Annotated in this window: 14 protein-coding genes; 2 read left to right on the top strand and 12 right to left on the bottom strand. The window is 69.0% G+C overall.

Annotation, left to right across the window (positions count from 1 at the left end):
• Window positions 1–26 precede the first annotated feature (26 nt).
• The 9 genes from ACEN9J_RS36475 to ACEN9J_RS36435 form a co-directional block, all read right to left on the bottom strand.
• Window positions 27–3,362: a pilus assembly protein gene (locus ACEN9J_RS36475; protein ID WP_413764809.1), complete on the bottom strand. Its 3,336-nt coding sequence runs from the start codon at window positions 3,360–3,362 to the stop codon at window positions 27–29.
• Window positions 3,359–3,976 carry a PilX N-terminal domain-containing pilus assembly protein gene (locus tag ACEN9J_RS36470; protein ID WP_413764808.1) on the bottom strand — a complete coding sequence of 206 codons (618 nt, stop codon included), beginning with the start codon at window positions 3,974–3,976 and terminating at the stop codon, window positions 3,359–3,361. The genes ACEN9J_RS36475 and ACEN9J_RS36470 overlap by 4 nt, the downstream gene beginning before the upstream one ends.
• Window positions 3,973–4,752 (bottom strand): PilW family protein, encoded by a 780-nt coding sequence (locus ACEN9J_RS36465; RefSeq protein WP_413764807.1) that lies wholly within the window; start codon window positions 4,750–4,752, stop codon window positions 3,973–3,975. Before ACEN9J_RS36465 ends, ACEN9J_RS36470 begins: the two co-directional genes overlap by 4 nt.
• A complete protein-coding gene (gene pilV / locus ACEN9J_RS36460) occupies window positions 4,752–5,321 on the bottom strand; it encodes a type IV pilus modification protein PilV (RefSeq protein ID WP_413764806.1) in 570 nt (189 codons plus the stop codon). Before pilV ends, ACEN9J_RS36465 begins: the two co-directional genes overlap by 1 nt.
• Complete coding sequence (locus ACEN9J_RS36455; protein WP_413764805.1) at window positions 5,318–5,965, bottom strand: GspH/FimT family pseudopilin; 648 nt, start codon at window positions 5,963–5,965, stop codon at window positions 5,318–5,320. Before ACEN9J_RS36455 ends, pilV begins: the two co-directional genes overlap by 4 nt.
• Before the next feature lie 203 nt (window positions 5,966–6,168).
• A complete protein-coding gene (locus ACEN9J_RS36450; RefSeq protein WP_413764804.1) occupies window positions 6,169–7,401 on the bottom strand; it encodes an MFS transporter in 1,233 nt (410 codons plus the stop codon).
• Window positions 7,402–7,488: 87 nt separating this feature from the next.
• Entirely contained in the window at window positions 7,489–8,475 is a 987-nt protein-coding gene (locus tag ACEN9J_RS36445; RefSeq protein WP_413764803.1) for a Bug family tripartite tricarboxylate transporter substrate binding protein, read from the bottom strand.
• A gap of 44 nt (window positions 8,476–8,519) precedes the next feature.
• Entirely contained in the window at window positions 8,520–9,353 is an 834-nt protein-coding gene (locus ACEN9J_RS36440) for an alpha/beta fold hydrolase (RefSeq protein ID WP_413764802.1), read from the bottom strand.
• Between the two features lie 20 nt (window positions 9,354–9,373).
• Complete coding sequence (locus tag ACEN9J_RS36435) at window positions 9,374–9,925, bottom strand: cupin domain-containing protein (RefSeq protein ID WP_208512719.1); 552 nt, start codon at window positions 9,923–9,925, stop codon at window positions 9,374–9,376.
• A 141-nt stretch (window positions 9,926–10,066) separates the two neighbouring features.
• On the opposite strand from ACEN9J_RS36435, the gene ACEN9J_RS36430 reads away from it, so the two are divergent.
• Window positions 10,067–10,975 carry a LysR family transcriptional regulator gene (locus tag ACEN9J_RS36430; RefSeq protein WP_413764801.1) on the top strand — a complete coding sequence of 303 codons (909 nt, stop codon included), beginning with the start codon at window positions 10,067–10,069 and terminating at the stop codon, window positions 10,973–10,975.
• 25 nt (window positions 10,976–11,000) lie between these two features.
• On the opposite strand, the gene ACEN9J_RS36425 is transcribed toward ACEN9J_RS36430, so the two are convergent.
• From ACEN9J_RS36425 to ACEN9J_RS36415, 3 genes are read right to left on the bottom strand one after another with little or no spacing between them, the layout of a single operon-like run.
• Window positions 11,001–12,347 carry an amidase family protein gene (locus ACEN9J_RS36425; RefSeq protein ID WP_413764800.1) on the bottom strand — a complete coding sequence of 449 codons (1,347 nt, stop codon included), beginning with the start codon at window positions 12,345–12,347 and terminating at the stop codon, window positions 11,001–11,003.
• Window positions 12,335–13,225 carry a polysaccharide deacetylase family protein gene (locus ACEN9J_RS36420; protein ID WP_413764799.1) on the bottom strand — a complete coding sequence of 297 codons (891 nt, stop codon included), beginning with the start codon at window positions 13,223–13,225 and terminating at the stop codon, window positions 12,335–12,337. Before ACEN9J_RS36420 ends, ACEN9J_RS36425 begins: the two co-directional genes overlap by 13 nt.
• Entirely contained in the window at window positions 13,222–13,926 is a 705-nt protein-coding gene (locus tag ACEN9J_RS36415; RefSeq protein WP_413764798.1) for a DUF1989 domain-containing protein, read from the bottom strand. Before ACEN9J_RS36415 ends, ACEN9J_RS36420 begins: the two co-directional genes overlap by 4 nt.
• A 242-nt stretch (window positions 13,927–14,168) precedes the next feature.
• On the opposite strand from ACEN9J_RS36415, the gene ACEN9J_RS36410 reads away from it, so the two are divergent.
• The gene (locus tag ACEN9J_RS36410) at window positions 14,169–15,326 is read left to right on the top strand and encodes a spermidine/putrescine ABC transporter substrate-binding protein (protein WP_413764797.1); all 1,158 of its coding nucleotides are present in this window, start codon (window positions 14,169–14,171) and stop codon (window positions 15,324–15,326) included.
• The last annotated feature ends 15 nt before the right edge of the window (window positions 15,327–15,341 follow it).

Raw genomic sequence — 15,341 nt, 5'->3', positions numbered from 1 at the left:
GTCCTGTCGAGTCATGGCTTTCATGGTCAGCGCAGCTTGATCCAGGTCAGGCGCTTGCCCTTCACATTGCCCTGGGGGTCCACCTGAACCGTCGAGCCATCGCCGTCCCGGTTCTGCGTGACCAGGAACTTCTTCTTCTCGCCGGTCACGGTCCCCGGTGAACCCACGCCGCTCAGGCCGATGCCCGCGATCACCGCGTCGGCGGCGACATTCGCGCCGGTGGTCGCGCTCTTGAAGTAGGAGCTCGACGGTGCACCGCCCGTGTCCGGCGAGATGGCCATGGTGTAGCCGGATGCGGGTTGCTGTTCGCACGACAGCACCTGCGTCGTGGCCGGGATCGTGGTGTTCACGACGAACAGGCCGTCGACGAAGATGGGGTTGTAGACGATCTGTTCCTTCGCCCCCGTGAGCGCGAGCTTCCATCCGAATCTGGCAGTGCCGGAACCGCAGGCCGGGCGGCCTTTCCAGCACACCGCGTTCCGGGTCACGGTGCGCGCGCCGAAGATGTCGCCATTGGCGTAGGCGACATCGGACATCGTCTGTGCCGTCAGGTCCGCGTCGGTGAATCGTTGAGGCGCTGCGAGCGAGACATAGCGCCGGGAGGACTTGGCATTCCATGTGCCCATGTCCCAATCCCAGACGCCGTAGATCGACTGGCCCGCGGGTTCGGGAACCGCCGCCGCGGTCAAGGTCTGTGGAAGGATCTGTCCCGTGCCGAAACTCACGACGATGCGATCGAGGTCGTTGCCGTCCGAGCTGGCGATCACCGTGGGTCGCGTGGTGATGGGTTGGCCCGCCGGGGTGGTGAACAGCGCGGAATCTCCCGCCACCCAGCGGGCCGGATCGTTGCTCGTCAGATCGAAGCGCCAGAGATTTCCTCGCGCGTCGCCGGCATAGACATAGTCCGTGACGTGATCGCCGTCCAGATCGGCGGAGGTCAGTTGCACGATGCCGTTTCGCATGGTCACGGCCGTGCCTGCGAGTGCCGCTCCCGCGCTGGTGGGCAGGAAGCGGAAGCTCTTGCCGCCGGTGTTCTGGTCGACGGTCATCACGTAGATGCCCGCCTTGCCGGACTTGCTGTTGAGGCCGTTGCCGAAGATCACGGCCCAGTGTCCGTCGTGCAACCGACGGATGATCGGCGTTCCGTAGATGCTGCCCAGGCTGTCCCGGCACATCGATGCGATCGAGTCGCCGGTGCAGTTCAGGTTGGCCGAGTTCCACTCGCCCAGCACGATGCCGGCCGCGTTGGCTTCGGCGAAGTTGCCCGGATCGGTGATCTCCAGCGCGAAGAGCGTGCCGGTGGCGATGCTCGTCTTGTCGCCGATCACGCCGGCGGCGTTGCCGCCCGCGCCCAGGCCGCCCACCAGCCACGTATGCCATGCGCCCTGGTAGTAGAGGTCGCCCGTGCCCGGTGTAGCATCGACATAGGCGTTGTGCGCGTACTGTGTCGACGAGAAATCCAGCGCGGGCGTGCCGGCCGAATAGATGGTCTCGACGACCCGGGCCGGCATGTAGGCGAGCAGTTCGCGCCCGTCGTTGGCGGCATCCTTGTCGAAGGAGCCATCCGCCTTGTAGGCGCCGGCGCGGAAAGCGTGCATGAAGCCGTCGTTGGCGCCGGCGTAGACCACGTTGGTCCGCGCGGCATTTCCTGCCGAGAACGCGGCGTAGCTCGTGCCTTCCGGCGGCTGCGCGCTCGGATAGAGCCTGTCCTGCCACCGGCCTTCGTAGGGCGAGCTGGGCGGTCCGACCCAGGCCGGGCTCGCGTTGACGATGTCGCCCAGCACCCCGGTGCGTTTCCTGAACTTGCCCGTGGTCGGTGTCTGGATCTCGTCGCTGCGCACCCCGCGCAGATAGTTCAGTCGCGTCGAACTGGTCGCGCTCGCCGCCGATGCATCCAGCGCGGACTTCTGCGTGGCGGAGAGGCTGCCCCATTGCAGCGCGATACCGGTGCTGCCGTTCCAGCTCAGCAGGCCGCGGTTCGCCGAGGCCTGCGCATCGCCGCTGGTCTTGTTCGTGGCGCCGCATGCACCGCCCGTGAGGACGCAGCTGGCGTCCCAGTTGGCCACGGGGTTGATCGACACGATGTCGGTCGATGGATCGAGCACCAGGTTCCTGGCCGCGAGCTGGCCCCACCAGTTCTGCGGGTTGTAGTAGGCCAGGTAGACCTGCGATCCGACCTGCACCTTGGCGGATTGCTGGGCATTCAATCCCACCGAACTGGCGGACGTCCCGATCTGTGCCGCCTTGAAGCACATGATCTCGTGGACATTGCTGCCCAGTCCCGTGCCCGCGCTGAAGCCGAACCGGAAGCTGGCGGGAAGCGGACCGTTGTTGTCGGTGATCTTGTACTTGTCGAAAACCGTCTGCGAAACGCCGCCGTTGATGCTGTAGAGGAAACTGAGGAAGCCGTCCTGCGTGATTCGCACGGAGTAGGTGATCGGCCTGGCGCTGCTGCGCTTGGGCACGCTCGTGGCTTGCTGGTTGGCGATCACCTCGCCGACATCCTTGTGTGTCAGGTACGGATAGTTGTAGGTCAGCTTGGTGCTCGTGTTCCGAATCGTTCCAGTCTGGCAGGTCGTCTTGACGGCGGATTCCCGCTGGCTGGCGCTGAGGCTGGTGGGATAGTAGGCCTTGGTCGTGGCGTTCGTGGAGAGATCGGCGAAGTTCGTGCTGCCGGCGCCCCGAACGGTGATGCGCCCCGCGCCGAAGCCGGGCCCGGTGTTGGTGTTGTCGCCCGAATTGGAGAAGTTTCCGTACTCGTCGATGCCGATCCCGATGTAGCCACCGCGCACGCCGTCGTATTGCGGATTCCCGTTGGAGCAGCTGTAGCCCAGGCTGCCCCCCAGGCCGCCGATGCTGGGCGGAAGCGCGCCGTCGGCCAGAAAGAAGCTGATGCCGTCTGCACCGTGGTTGTTCAGGTTGTCGCCGCCATACGTCACGGTCTTGAAGGTGACGTCCAGGCCCTGGCTGACCGGAAAGGTGAAGTTGGAGACGACGGCGCCGGATTGGTAGTCGCCGTTCGAGCCGCTGGTCGTGTCGCCGTTGGTCAGGCGAAGCGCGCCGTTGCCCGTGCTGTCCGGCATGGCGCCGTCCTTGCCGCCGACCAGCGTGTTGCTCTTGTAGTAGACGCCTTTGTCCTTGAGGTTCTTGCAACCGGGAATCTTCGTGGCGCCGCCGGGATCCTGGTTGCCCGCCGTGAGACAGGCACCGTTGAGGCTGATCCAGTCGTACGAGGAAGAGGTCCCGCTCAACGTGTCGCTGATGACGAGTTGCGCCTGTGCCGCGTGGATGAAGGCGGCGCCCGCCAGCAGCATGGCCGGACGGACCGCGCGCTCGATGGACGTGAACCGGAATGTCTTCATAGCCCTCCCAGGTCGAGTGTCCGGGCCGATATCGCATAGGTGCTCTGCACCACGCTGATGGTCGAGGCGACGCCGCCATATGCGGCGCCGGTCACGCGGTAGATCGATTGCCTGGGGTCGGGCCCGAGGCCGAGGTAGTGGATGTACAGGCCCGGACCGCCGGCGTAGTTCACGTCGCCCGCGACACCCGCGCTGCCGGCGATCAGGCCGCCGCCGGGTTTCACGACCAGCTTCGGCGGCGCATAGCTGACCCGGTTCGCCCACGGGACCGCGGCCGGTGTTGCGAGCGCGGCCGTGCAGACGCGCATGTTGCTGGCGGTGTTGCCGTCGACGATGCCTTCGCACGCACCGCCGGCTCCCCGAAGATCCTGCGCGAGCCACCATTCGCCGTACCGGACGGCGCTTTCGGCCGCATGGAACGACCGCTCCTTCTCGAGGGTGTTGCCCGCGATCTTCTCGTGGAGCCCCGTGCTGCGGTACATCGCGACAGCCAGCAGGGTGATGACGAGAAGGATGAACAGGCAGGTCACCATCACCACGCCCGCGTGCTGGCGCCGCGAGCGCGAGGCGCGGGTTCGGGGGCGGGTCGTCGAGGACCGGGGTGGCCGGATCATGATCTGTTCATCAGGTCGATGGTCTGCACGACCGGGAAGGCCAGCGGCACGGGCTTGCCCGGCAACGACTTGGTCGTGTCGAGGAACCAGACCGACACCCGGACCGTGTGGACGCCGCCCCAGAGGCCGGCGGCCTGGACCGCCGACGCGGGCAGATAGGTATCGAGGGCACCATCGCCGTCGGTGTCCGTTCCGTAGGCCACGCTCATCCTGTCGATGTTGCCGCTCAATACCTGGGGGCTGCCGTTGCCCACGGTGCAGGTCAATTCGCTGTTCGCATTGACGGCGAAATAGTTCGAGAACACGGCGGTCTCCTGGGTCGTATTGGTGCCGCCCAGGCAATTCATCAGGCCGTCGTTGCGGGCGGTCTGGTATTGCACGGCGATGGTGTCGCCATTCGATCCCCGTCCTTTTCCGTCCCCGGTACCGACCACCGGCTGGCCGGCCTCGAAGGCGGTGCTGCCGCCGTCCTCGCGGGAGATCGTGGTTGCCGGCAAGGCAGTCGCGGCGGTGTCCTTGGTGGGATCGACGAAGTAGCCGGCCGACTGCAGGGTGGTCGTGATCAGGGTCAGCGCGAGCCGCTCGCTGTCCTGCAGTTGCGCCAGGTTGTCCTGGGCGGCGGAAGTCGCCCGCACGTTCAGGTAGATGCTCGCCACGGCCAGTACCAGGAACAACGCGATCACGATGGCGACCATCAGCTCGACGAGGCCGATGCCGGTCTGCCGCGTCGGCAGGGAAGCGGGAGAGGTGCGGCGAGTCGCGGACGCACGGTTCATCAGGGCTTGACGTGGAGGGTGTACGAACGCGTTCCGCCGGTGGCGGTGCTGTCGGAGACGGAAGCCTTCGTCGAGGCCACGTACTTCTCGACCCACTTCACCGTGATGGTGCAGGTCACCGGCTCGCCGCCGGGGCTGCAACCCACCGTGGCCTCGTAGCTTGGCAACAGGTCGTTCATGTGGATGGCCCATTGCTGCAGATCGGACAAGGCCAGCTGGGCTGCCGTGCACTGCGGCGCCGGCGGTGCCCGGTCCGCATCGCAACTCGCCGCCGTGGCGGGGGCCGTGCCGGTGCCGTTCGCGATCGAGCTTCCCTTGATCGTCACGCTCGCGGGGGCGCTGGCACTCGCCCAGTAGGCACGGTTGCCTTGCAAGGTGCCGGCCAGGCTGGCCGCCTGCAGCGCCACCACCGACCGCGAGGATGCGACGTGGGTATCGGACAGCGCCAGTGCCTGCATCTTCGCGAATCCGAAGATTCCGATCGACACCAGGAGGATCGAGATCAGCACCTCCAGCAGCGTGAAGCCGGCCTGCGCGCCTCGGCCGCGGGCCGCTTCCACGGCCCTCATGCGCAACCGCCTTCGTTCGCACGGAGAACCTTCTGGTGCCCGGCGAAGTTGATCTGCACGCAGCGGGTCGCGGAATCGTTGACCGGCGAGGTGCGCAGCGTGAGGAGCGCACTCGCGCTGGCCGGCAATCCGATCGCCAGACCATCCCTGCCATACGTGATGGCGCCAATGCCCGTGCTCGCGGTGAAGCTGTCGCTGCCCTTCCAGGCAGCCTGCACGCGCAGTACCTGCTCGTCGGTTCCGTCCTCGTCCCGTGTCCCGTTGCTGTCCGGATCCGCGAAGATGATCCATCCCGTGTTCCAGGTGGCGCGGCCGATGCACGACCTGCCGTCGGACGACGCACAGACCGTCACTGGAATGCCTTGTCGAATTGCCTCGGACCGGGCGAATTGCAGATCGCCGACAAATGCATTGATTCGTGTCGCCACGCGATTGCGCTGCAACATGTCGAGAAACGATGGCGCCGCCATCGACGCCAGGATCCCCAGCACGACAAGAACCGTCATCAATTCGATGAGCGTCACTCCGCCGCTCTTGCGGGGACCATTGCCACTGGGGCGATCGGTGCAAAGGGGCTTCGAAAGCCGGGCGCGGAGAAACAAGCGAGTCCCTCGTTCACGTCGAAGTTCAGGGACGGCATGCACCCGGACCTGTCAACAAGTAACGTCGGTAATGCCGTGTTGCGATTGTCGAGCAATGGAATCGAATTGCGCCTGAGTCGCCGGGACGGAGGTCTATTTGTTAATGCTATGTATCCAATGGCCGATGAAGCGATCGCAATGTTTTCGCCTCCGAGGCGCGCTCGGCCTGATCGCGATCGGGGTTCGAGAGGCCGGCCTGACGCCGTTCAAGCAACCGCGGCGATCGCGCGCTGCCGCGGCAGCCGCGTGAACGCGAACGCGGCCAGGAAGGCCCCGATGCCCAGCGCGAACGCGCCGATGAAGAGCCACGCGTAGCTCGAGTACGTGTCGTAGATCAGCCCGCCCAGCACGGGGCCCAGCGCCATGCCGAGGCTGCTGGCCATCGTGGTGCTCCCGATCACCGTTCCCATCATGCGCAGCGGGAAGTTGTCGCGCGCGATCACCGCGAACAGCGGCATCACGCCCGCGTAGGTGAATCCGAACAGCGCGGCCACGGTGTAGAAGCTGCCCAGCTGCCGCGCGAACACGTAGCCCAGCACCACGATCGCCTGGGCCAGCAGCGCCAGCACCAAAACGCGCGCCGCCCCGAACCGGTCGCCCAGCAGCCCGAACACGAGGCGCCCGCCCAGGCCCGCGAGCCCTTCCATGCTGTAGATCGACACGGCCGCCATCAACGGAATGCCGCAGGTGACCGCATAGCTCACGGTGTGGAAGATCGGCCCCGAGTGGGTGGCGCAGCTCAGGAAGCTGGTCAGCACCAGGATCAGGAAGGGCGGCGAGCGCAACGCCTGCGCGACGGACAGCGAGGATTCGCGCAAAGCCTCCGGTGCCGCGGCGGAGGCGGGCTGCAGCAACGCGGGCGGCCGACGCACCAGCAGGGCCAGCGGAATCATGCTGACCGCCGCCAGCGCCGCGATGAGCTGCAGCGCGCTGCGCCAGTCGTGCGTCTGGACCAGCCATGCGGCCAGCGGCGACATCGTCATCGGTGCCACGCCCATACCGGCCGACACCAGCGACACCGCCAGGCTGCGATGCGTGTCGAACCAGCCGGTCACGCAGGCCATCATCGGCGCGAAGATCGCCGCCGCGCCGATGCCGACGACCACGCCGAACAGCAGCTGGAAGGCGAACAGCGATGTCGCGAGGCTGGCCAGCGCGAGCCCGAGGGCGAGCAGCACGGCGCCCGCCAGCACCACGAGGCGCGGGCCCACGCGGTCGCTGAGGGAACCCCAGGCGATGCTGCCGAGCGCCAGCGCCACGAAGGCGAGCGTCATCGCGGTGGAGATGCCGGTGCTCGACCAGCCGGTGTCCTGCGCGATCGGCCGCAGGAACACCGGCAGCGAGAACAGCCCGCCGATCGCCACGCAGCCGAGGGCGCCGCCCGCGGCCACGATGATCCAGCGGTAGTGGGTGCGCAGTGCATCGGGCCAGGAAGTCATGGTGCGTCTTCGATGGGTTCAACGAGGCCTCAGGTTACCCCCGTGCGCGCGGTGGGGGGAGTAACAAACATGGCGCGATTGGCGACGCTAACTGTCGATGCGGATCCGATTCGCTTTCGCAATGCGCCCCCACTTCTCGAACTCGCTGCGCGAGATCGCGCCGAACTGCTCGACCGAATTGCCCACCGGCACCAGCCCCAGCTCGGTGAGCTTGCGCTGCACCTCGGGGTTGCGCAGGATCTTCACCAGTTCCTGGTTGTAGCGCGCGACGATGGGTTGGGGCGTGGCGGCCGGCACGTAGAAGCCCTGCCAGCCGTCGCCGTCGTAGCCGGGCAGCAATTCCGCCACGGCCGGCACCTCGGGCAGCAGCGCGCTGCGCCTGGGGCTCGTCACCGCGAGCGCGCGGAGCTTGCCGCTGCGCACCAGCGGGATCGCCGTGGTCGCGGGCTCGAAGGCGATCGGCATCTGGCCGGCCATCACGTCGGCCAGCGGGCTGCCCTTGTAGGGCACATGCACCATCTGCACGCCGGCCATGTTGTTCATCATCTCCATCACCACGTGCGGGCCCGAGCCCACGCCGAGCGAGCCGTAGTCGATCGAGCCCGGCTTCGCCTTGGCGCGCGCCAGCAGGTCGCGCAGGCTGGCATCGGGCTGGCCCGGGCCGGTGATCAGCACGTAGGGCACGAGCGCGACCTGCGTCACGGGCGCGAAGTCGCGGAAGGTGTCGTAGGGCAGCTTGGCGTAGACGTTGGGGTTGATCCCCATGATCGAGTTGACGGTCATGAAGAGGGTGTAGCCGTCGCCGGGACTGCGCGCCGCGACCTCGGCGCCGATGATGCCGGCCGCGCCGGCGCGGTTGTCGATGACGATCGGCTGTCCGAGCGCCTGGCCCAGCGGCTCGCTGAGGATGCGCGCCACCACGTCGGGCGATACGCCGGCCGAGAACGGCACGACGAGCTTGATCGGCTTGGCGGGCCAGCCGGCCTGCGCGAAGGCCGCGCGGCCCGTGGTGGCGGCCAGGGCCGCGAGGCCCAGGCGCTGGAGCGCGAGGCGCCGGGAACGAGAGACGGGCATGGGGAACTCCTCAGCGTGGGGCGATGCAGGTGTGATGGGGGTGGTCATTGCAGCCAGTCGCGCATGCGCTCGACCAGCAGCTCGGCCTTGACGATGTGCGGGTAGTGGCCGCCCTGCGCCTGCGCGAGATGGCGAGCCTTGGGATAGCGCGCCCGCACGCGGGCACGGGTCGCGGGCGCGATGATCGCGTCGTCCTCGCATTCGAAGACCACGGTGTTGGCGGTCGCCTGCGGTGCCGGCAGCTCGGCCGCGCCTGCCACCTGGCGCAGCCGCCCGTGGAAGTCCGAAGCGGGCAGGCCGGCATGCAGCATGTGCAGCTGCACCGCGCGCAGCAGGTCGTCGGGCCGCGCGCGCAGCGCCTGGCCCCAGCGTGCGATCACGGTGGCGCTGTCGCTGGCCGCGAGCCAGAGCGCATCGAACAGCGGATGCTGCGCCACGTCGCACCCGTCGACGAAGGTGTTGCCGAGCCACAGCGCCGCCACCTGATCAGGGAATCGCAACGCGAAGGCCTGCGCCCACCAGGCGCCGTACGACGAGGCCCAGAGCGCGACCGCGCCGGTGCGCCGTTCGCGCAGCAGCTCCTCGAGCCCGAGCGCGAGCGGCTCGGGCGCGACGCCGCCCGGGTAGGTGATGCTCAGCACGCGGCGCTCGGCGGCGAAGGCCTGCGCGATGCGCCAGGCGCTGTCGCCGTTGCCCAGCGCGCCCGGCAGCAGGACCAGCGGCGGTGGCTCGGCGATGGCCGTGTCGCCGTGCGCGCCGGTGTCGCGCAGCGACCAGGCCAAACCCCGCGTGTCGGTGAAGCGGTGCAGGGGCTGCGCGGCGACGAAGCGGCGCAGGGCCTCGGGCATCGCGGGGAGGTCTTCGGCGATCGTTGTCATGCGGTGGGCCGTCGCGTGCATCAGGCCAGCAGGCCTTCTTCGCGCAGCGTCTTCTTTGCGTCTTCGGTGAAATCCGCCTCGGGCGCGTTGCCGCCGATCACGAACATCAGGAAGTGCGTCTTGCCCGGCTCCTCGTGCGTGATGTTCTCGAAGCGGCGGTTGACGCCGGCCGGGAACGAGAAGATGTCCCACGGCCCTACGTCGAAGTACTCCTCGCGGCCGTCGAGCTCCCACGAACAGCGCCAGCGGCCCGTGAGCGGCATGAAGGTCTCGTTGGTGTCGTGGTTGTGCATCATCGGGCCCTTGCCGGGCTTCGCTTCGCAGAAGCCGAGGTTGAAGCCCTCGCTGATGCGGATGGCGGCGTTCTCGGCCGCCTGCGCGCCGACCGGCGAGACCACCTCGTCGCCGCCCTTGCCGCGCGGCGGCTGGAAGCCCACCGCGTTGTAGAGCTTGCGCTCGGCGCTCGGATGGCGGCTGTCGGGCAGCCCGCCGTCGAAACCCTTGAGGTCCTTGAAGTAGGCGACGCGCTGGCGCATCTCTTCGCGGGTGACACGGATCTGGGGAATGGCCATGGCGATCTTTCTGGCGGAGTGAATAATGGCCGCCAGTATTCGAGGCCGCGGCCGCGCGGTCCATCGAAGCCGCCGATGCCCGGCATCGCGTTCGTGATGATCCATGCGGGTTTACCCGCCCGCGCCCCGCTATCGCCCCCGATGAAGCTGCAAGACCTCGACCTGAACCTGCTGCGTGCCTTCGATGCGCTGATGCGCGAGCGGCACGTCACGCGCGCGGGCGAGCGGCTCGAGATGAGCCAGTCTTCGATGAGCGTGTCGCTCGCCAAGCTGCGCGACCTGCTGGGCGACGAGCTGCTGATGCGCGCCGGCACCGGCTGGATGCCGACCGAACTCGCGCTCATGCTGTGGCCGCGCGTGCAGGAGGCGATCGCCGCGCTCGAGCGCCTGACCGAGCCCGTGCGCTTCGACCCCGCGACCTCCACGCAGGTGTTCCGGCTCATCGTCATCGACTACATCGACCTGCTGATGATGCCCTCGGTCATGCGCCGCATCCGCCAGGAGGCGCCGGGCGTGCGGGTGCACATGCTGCAGACCAACCCGCACCACTTCGGCGAGATGATGGCGGCCGGCGAGCTCGACCTGGCGCTGACCTACTTCCCGAACGCGCCCACCTACGTCAAGGGCCGCAAGCTGTTCTCCGACCGCTTCCTGGGCCTGGCCGCGCGCTCGCACCCCGTGCATGGCGCGGCGCTCGACGTGCCTTCGTTCTGCGCGCTGCCGCACGTGACGATCGAGCCCGATGCCTCGCAGATCTACAACGTGCAGATCGATGCCGCGCTCGAGCCGCACGGCCTGCGCCGGCGCGTGCAGATGATCAAGCCGAGCTTCCTCGCGCTGCCCTTCGTGCTCGAGACCTCCGACATGGTGGCCAGCGTGCCGGCGCGACTCGCGCGCCGCATGTCGCGCATGGCCGAGGTGGAGGCTTTCGACCTGCCGCTGGACCTGCCGCTGTTCGACGTGCGCATGGTTTGGCATCCGCGCACCGACCACTCGCCGGCGCACGAGTGGCTGCGCGAGCTGATGCTGGCTTGCGCGCGCGACGCCTGAGCGATGCGGCCGGCGCCGCGTCGGCTCAGGCGGCCTCGGCGGCAGATATCGCCTCGATGCGCGCGCAGGCGAGCAGCAGCTCCGCGTCGCGGCCGCGCGGCATGCTGAAGAGCACGCTGGTGGGCAGGCCCCGGGCATCGAGGCCGCTGGGCATCGCGATGCCCGGCATGTCGAGCAGGCTGCCGACCATGCAATGCGCCAGCGCGCGTGCGTTGAGGGCCGCGTGCCGCGCGGGATCCGAGGCGTGGTCGATCGTGGGCGCGACGATGGGCGTGGTGGGGAACATGAACAGCGTTCCGGGCGCACAGGCACGCAGCGCGCGCAGCCCGCTGTCGCGCGCCGCGAGCAGCGCGAGGTAGTCGGCCGCGAGGAAGCCGCGCGCGCTTTCCAGGCGTGCGCGGATGTGCGGATCGATGCGCGCGGCCGCGGGGCCGTCGAGCAGCGCGCGATGGCGATGGAAGGCATGCGCGGCCACCACCGTGCCGTGGCGTGCCATGGCCTCGCGCGCGGCGGTCAGCGGCGTGGCGCGTCCGTGCGACACCGCGAAGCCGGAGCGGCGCAGCCGCTCGAACAACGCGAGGCACCGGGTGCGTTGCGCCGCCTCCACCGTGTCGTCCATGAAGTCGTCGAGCAGCACGATGCGCAGCGGGACCATGTCCTCGTCCGTCCGTGCGCGGGCGGCGAGCACCGCGTCGACCCGCGCGATGTCCTCCACGCTGCGCGCGAGCACGCCGAGGGTGTCGAGCAGCGGCGACAGGCCTTGCAGGCCCGCCATCGGATAGCGGCCGCGGCTCGCGCGGAATCCGCACAGGCCCGTGAAGGCGGCCGGCACGCGCACCGAGCCCGAGGTGTCGGTGCCCATGCCGACGGCGCACAGCCCGCGCGCGACCGAGGCCGCCGCGCCGCTCGAGGAGCCGCCGCACACGTGCGGCTCGGCCTGGCTGCCGAAGGGATTGGCGGGCGTGCCGAAATGCGGGTTCAGGCCCAGGCCCGAGAAGGCGAATTCGCTGAGGTTGGTCTTCCCCACGCACACCGCGCCGGCCGCGCGCAGGCGGGTCACGGCCGCTGCGTCGGCGGGGCGCGGCGCCGACGGCAGCACGCGCGAGCCGGCGGTGGTCGGCAGGCCCTCGAGGTCGAACAGGTCCTTCCACGACACGGGCACGCCATCGAGCGGGCCGAGGGCCGCGCCGCGCGCCAGGCGCGCGTCCGCCGCGGCCGCTTCGATGCGGGCGCGTTCGGCGGTCGTCGCGATGAAGACCGACTGCGCGCAGGGCAGCGCCGCGTCCGCGAGGCAGCCTTCGAGCACCTCCGATGGCCCGCGCGCGCCGCTTCGGAAATCCGCCGCGAGGCCCGCGACCGTCAGGCGCCGCATGCCATCCGTTCGCGCACGCGCCGGTTGATCTCGGCGAAGGTGCAGAAGCGCACGCCGGGCTTGCTCAGGAAGTAGTCGATCAGCCGCTCGTGCATCAGCACCGCCTGCGCGCGGCCCGACACGTCGGGATGGATGGTCATCGGGAACACCGCGAAGTCGTATTCGCGCCAGACGTAGTCGAACTGGTCGCGCCATTGCACCTCGAGGTTGCGCGCGCCCACGTAGCCCTGCGCATTGGCGAAGGACTTGATGTAGAGCAGCGCCTCCATGTCGTCGAGCTCCCAGTTGGCGGGGATCTCGAGCAGCGAGGTCTCGGTGCCGCGCTCCACCGGCCTCATCCAGCTCGCGGCGGGCTGGCCGTAGTCGATCGGCGTCCAGCGGTCGCCGCGGCGCAGGAAGTAGGCCTCGAAATCGCGGTGCATCAGGCTGTGGTCGTAGGCGATGCCGCGTTCGAGCAGGAGGTCGAGCGTGTCGGCGCTGAACTCCCACCAGGGCGCGTTGTGGCCCACGGGCGCGCGGCCGGTGAGCCCGGTGATCAGCTCGATGCAGCGGTCGAGCACGTCGGCCTGCTGCTGGCGGCTCATGGCGGTCGGGTTCTCGTGGGTGTAGCCATGCAGGCCGACCTCGTGGCCGGCCTCGACCACGGCGCGCGCCTGCGCGGGAAAGCTCTCGATCGAATGCCCGGGCATGAACCAGGTGGTGGCGATGCCGCGGCTCGCGAACAGCCGCAGCAGGCGCGGCACGCCGACCTCGCCCGCGAAGAAGCCGCGCGACACGTCGCTGGGCGAATCCTGGCCGCCATAGGAGCCGAGCCAGCCGGCCACGGCGTCGAAGTCCACGCTGTAGGCGCAGAGGATTTCCTTCTGCGTGCCGCTCATGCGCCGGCTCCCGTCACGCGGAACTGCAGGGACTTCGGCACGCAATCGGCGCCGTTGACCGGCACCTTGTCCTGCGGGCAGGCCGACATCACGACGATGCAGTCGAGGCAGGCCTCGAACACCGTGCGGTCGCCGGGCCTGGACACCGGTGGCTCCCAGCCGATCGCGCCATCGGCGGCCACGGGGTTGTTCATCCACACGTTGAAGGGCGCCGGTACCTCGGTGGTGCGAAGGCCGATGGCGCGCAGCGCCAGGCGCAGGTTGTCGCTGCAGTTGTCGTGGTAGCCGTGCACGCCCAGCGCGCGATAGCGCGGCAGGTCGCAGGCCGCGATCAGCGTGTCGTGCACGCCGGGCGAGCTGTCCTCTACCAGCCGAAGGATCGCGCGACGGCGGTTGGTGACGAGCTCGTCGCCCACGCGCGGCGTGGTGCGGCCGAGGCCGGCGCGCAGGTGCTCCATCGACAGCGCCTCGTGCAGCCCGTCGCGGCAGAAGGCCCAGAGGTCGCAGACCTGGGTGCCGTGCGTGTTGACCAGCGCCAGCCGCTGGCCGCGCCGCAGCGCGACCGCGCGGCCCTGGCGCGCGGGCAGGGTGTAGAGCCGCCCGGGCTCGGGCGTGCCGTCGGGCGAGATCGGCGTGTGCAGCGTGTCGTTCTCGCCATCGGCGTGGCCGTTGTCCGTGTAGTGGGGATTGATCCAGTCCATGCGTTTGGTCTCCGTGGTGCGTGGCGGCGAGTGTTGGCGCGCAGCACGGAGGCGACAAACGGGAATTTCTCAGCCGGGGATGAGCCCCGCTCAGCCATGGCGCGGGTGCGGGCATCACGACGAACAAATCTCAGCCCGACGCCGAGAACTCATCAGTTGTCCTCGCGGCCCGCGGCCCCGAAGCTTCGACCCCGGCCGCATCCATCGCGGCCTTCGACGAACCAAACCCCGGAGACAAGTCCATGAAGAATCCTCCTTTCGCCGTGCCCGACGGCACGAGCGCCATGCAGCCGGTGCGGCGCCGCCTGATCCGTGGCGCGGCCGCGGCCGGTGCCGCGCTGGCGTTGCCCGGCCTCGCGCAGCGTGCCTTCGCGCAGGCCAGGCCGACCGAACTCACCATGCTCGCGTGGTACGGCCATGCCGAGAAGGACGTGGTGGCCGAGTTCGAGGCGCAGCACAACGTGAAGATCCGCCCCAAGTACTACGTGGGCGGCGACAACATGCTCGCGCTGATCTCGCAGTCGCCGCCCGGCACCTACGACCTGATCCAGGCCGACGCCGAGTACGTGCAGCAGCTGGTGCGCGCGGGCCATGTCGAGCGGCTGCAGCCGGCCGACTATCCGTTCGACGATTTCTTTCCCGAGTTCCATCGCTTCCCCGGGCACTGGGACGGCGACCGGCTCTACGCGGTGATGATCCGCTTCGGCTTCCTCGGCGTGGCCTACAACACCACGGCCGTGAGCGAGAAGGAGGCGCGCAGCTACAAGGTCTATGCCGATCCCAAGTTCAAGGGCCGGGTCGGCCATTTCGACTGGCACCTGCCGAGCATCGGCCAGGCCAGCCTGCTCGACGGCCAGCGCAAGCCCTTCGACATCGATGCCGCCGCCTGGAGCCGCGTGCAGCAGCAGATGATGGGCATGCGCCGCAATGTCGGCGGCTTCTTCGACTACGGCGGGACCTTCGCCTCGCTGCGCAACGGCCAGATGGTGCTGATGGCCGGCATCGGCGACTGGATCACCGGCGTGCTCGAGAAGAACGGCGCCACCGTGCGCACCGTGCTGCCCGACGAGGGTGGGCTGCAGTGGACCGAGTCTTTCTCGATCGGCAAGGGCTCGAGGAAGGCCGAGCTGGCCCGCGCCTTCGTCCAGTACATGGCCTCGCCGCCCGGGCAGGTGCGCTCGGCCACCATGCAGGCCTATCCCGCGCTGGTGCCCAACCGCAAGGGCTGGGAGCTGCTCGCGCAGCAGCAGCCGCAGGAGGCGAAGCGCTCGCGCATGGAGCCCGGCAAGCGAAATGCGATGGACGACATCCGCGAGGGCCGCATCACCAACCGCGCGCTGCCGGTGCGCCAGTCGCTCGAGGACTGGAGCGATTTCTGGTCGCGCTACAAGAACGCCTGAGCCGGGGACGCATGC

The sequence above is a fragment of the Variovorax sp. Varisp41 genome (assembly GCF_047325085.1).
In the GTDB taxonomy this organism is placed as follows: Bacteria; Pseudomonadota; Gammaproteobacteria; order Burkholderiales; family Burkholderiaceae_C; genus Variovorax.
This window is presented reverse-complemented; position numbering and strand designations above follow the sequence as displayed.

Bases quoted from the DNA above. Each gene is read 5' to 3' on its own strand.
- ACEN9J_RS36475 (WP_413764809.1), bottom strand. From the start codon at position 3,362: ATGAAGACATTCCGGTTCACGTCCATCGAGCGCGCGGTCCGTCCGGCC.
- ACEN9J_RS36420 (WP_413764799.1), bottom strand. From the start codon at position 13,225: ATGAGCGGCACGCAGAAGGAAATCCTCTGCGCCTACAGCGTGGACTTC.
- ACEN9J_RS36465 (WP_413764807.1), bottom strand. From the start codon at position 4,752: ATGAACCGTGCGTCCGCGACTCGCCGCACCTCTCCCGCTTCCCTGCCG.
- ACEN9J_RS36410 (WP_413764797.1), top strand. From the start codon at position 14,169: ATGAAGAATCCTCCTTTCGCCGTGCCCGACGGCACGAGCGCCATGCAG.
- ACEN9J_RS36435 (WP_208512719.1), bottom strand. From the start codon at position 9,925: ATGGCCATTCCCCAGATCCGTGTCACCCGCGAAGAGATGCGCCAGCGC.
- ACEN9J_RS36425 (WP_413764800.1), bottom strand. From the start codon at position 12,347: ATGCGGCGCCTGACGGTCGCGGGCCTCGCGGCGGATTTCCGAAGCGGC.
- ACEN9J_RS36440 (WP_413764802.1), bottom strand. From the start codon at position 9,353: ATGACAACGATCGCCGAAGACCTCCCCGCGATGCCCGAGGCCCTGCGC.
- ACEN9J_RS36445 (WP_413764803.1), bottom strand. From the start codon at position 8,475: ATGCCCGTCTCTCGTTCCCGGCGCCTCGCGCTCCAGCGCCTGGGCCTC.
- ACEN9J_RS36450 (WP_413764804.1), bottom strand. From the start codon at position 7,401: ATGACTTCCTGGCCCGATGCACTGCGCACCCACTACCGCTGGATCATC.
- pilV (WP_413764806.1), bottom strand. From the start codon at position 5,321: ATGAGGGCCGTGGAAGCGGCCCGCGGCCGAGGCGCGCAGGCCGGCTTC.
- ACEN9J_RS36430 (WP_413764801.1), top strand. From the start codon at position 10,067: ATGAAGCTGCAAGACCTCGACCTGAACCTGCTGCGTGCCTTCGATGCG.
- ACEN9J_RS36470 (WP_413764808.1), bottom strand. From the start codon at position 3,976: ATGATCCGGCCACCCCGGTCCTCGACGACCCGCCCCCGAACCCGCGCC.
- ACEN9J_RS36415 (WP_413764798.1), bottom strand. From the start codon at position 13,926: ATGGACTGGATCAATCCCCACTACACGGACAACGGCCACGCCGATGGC.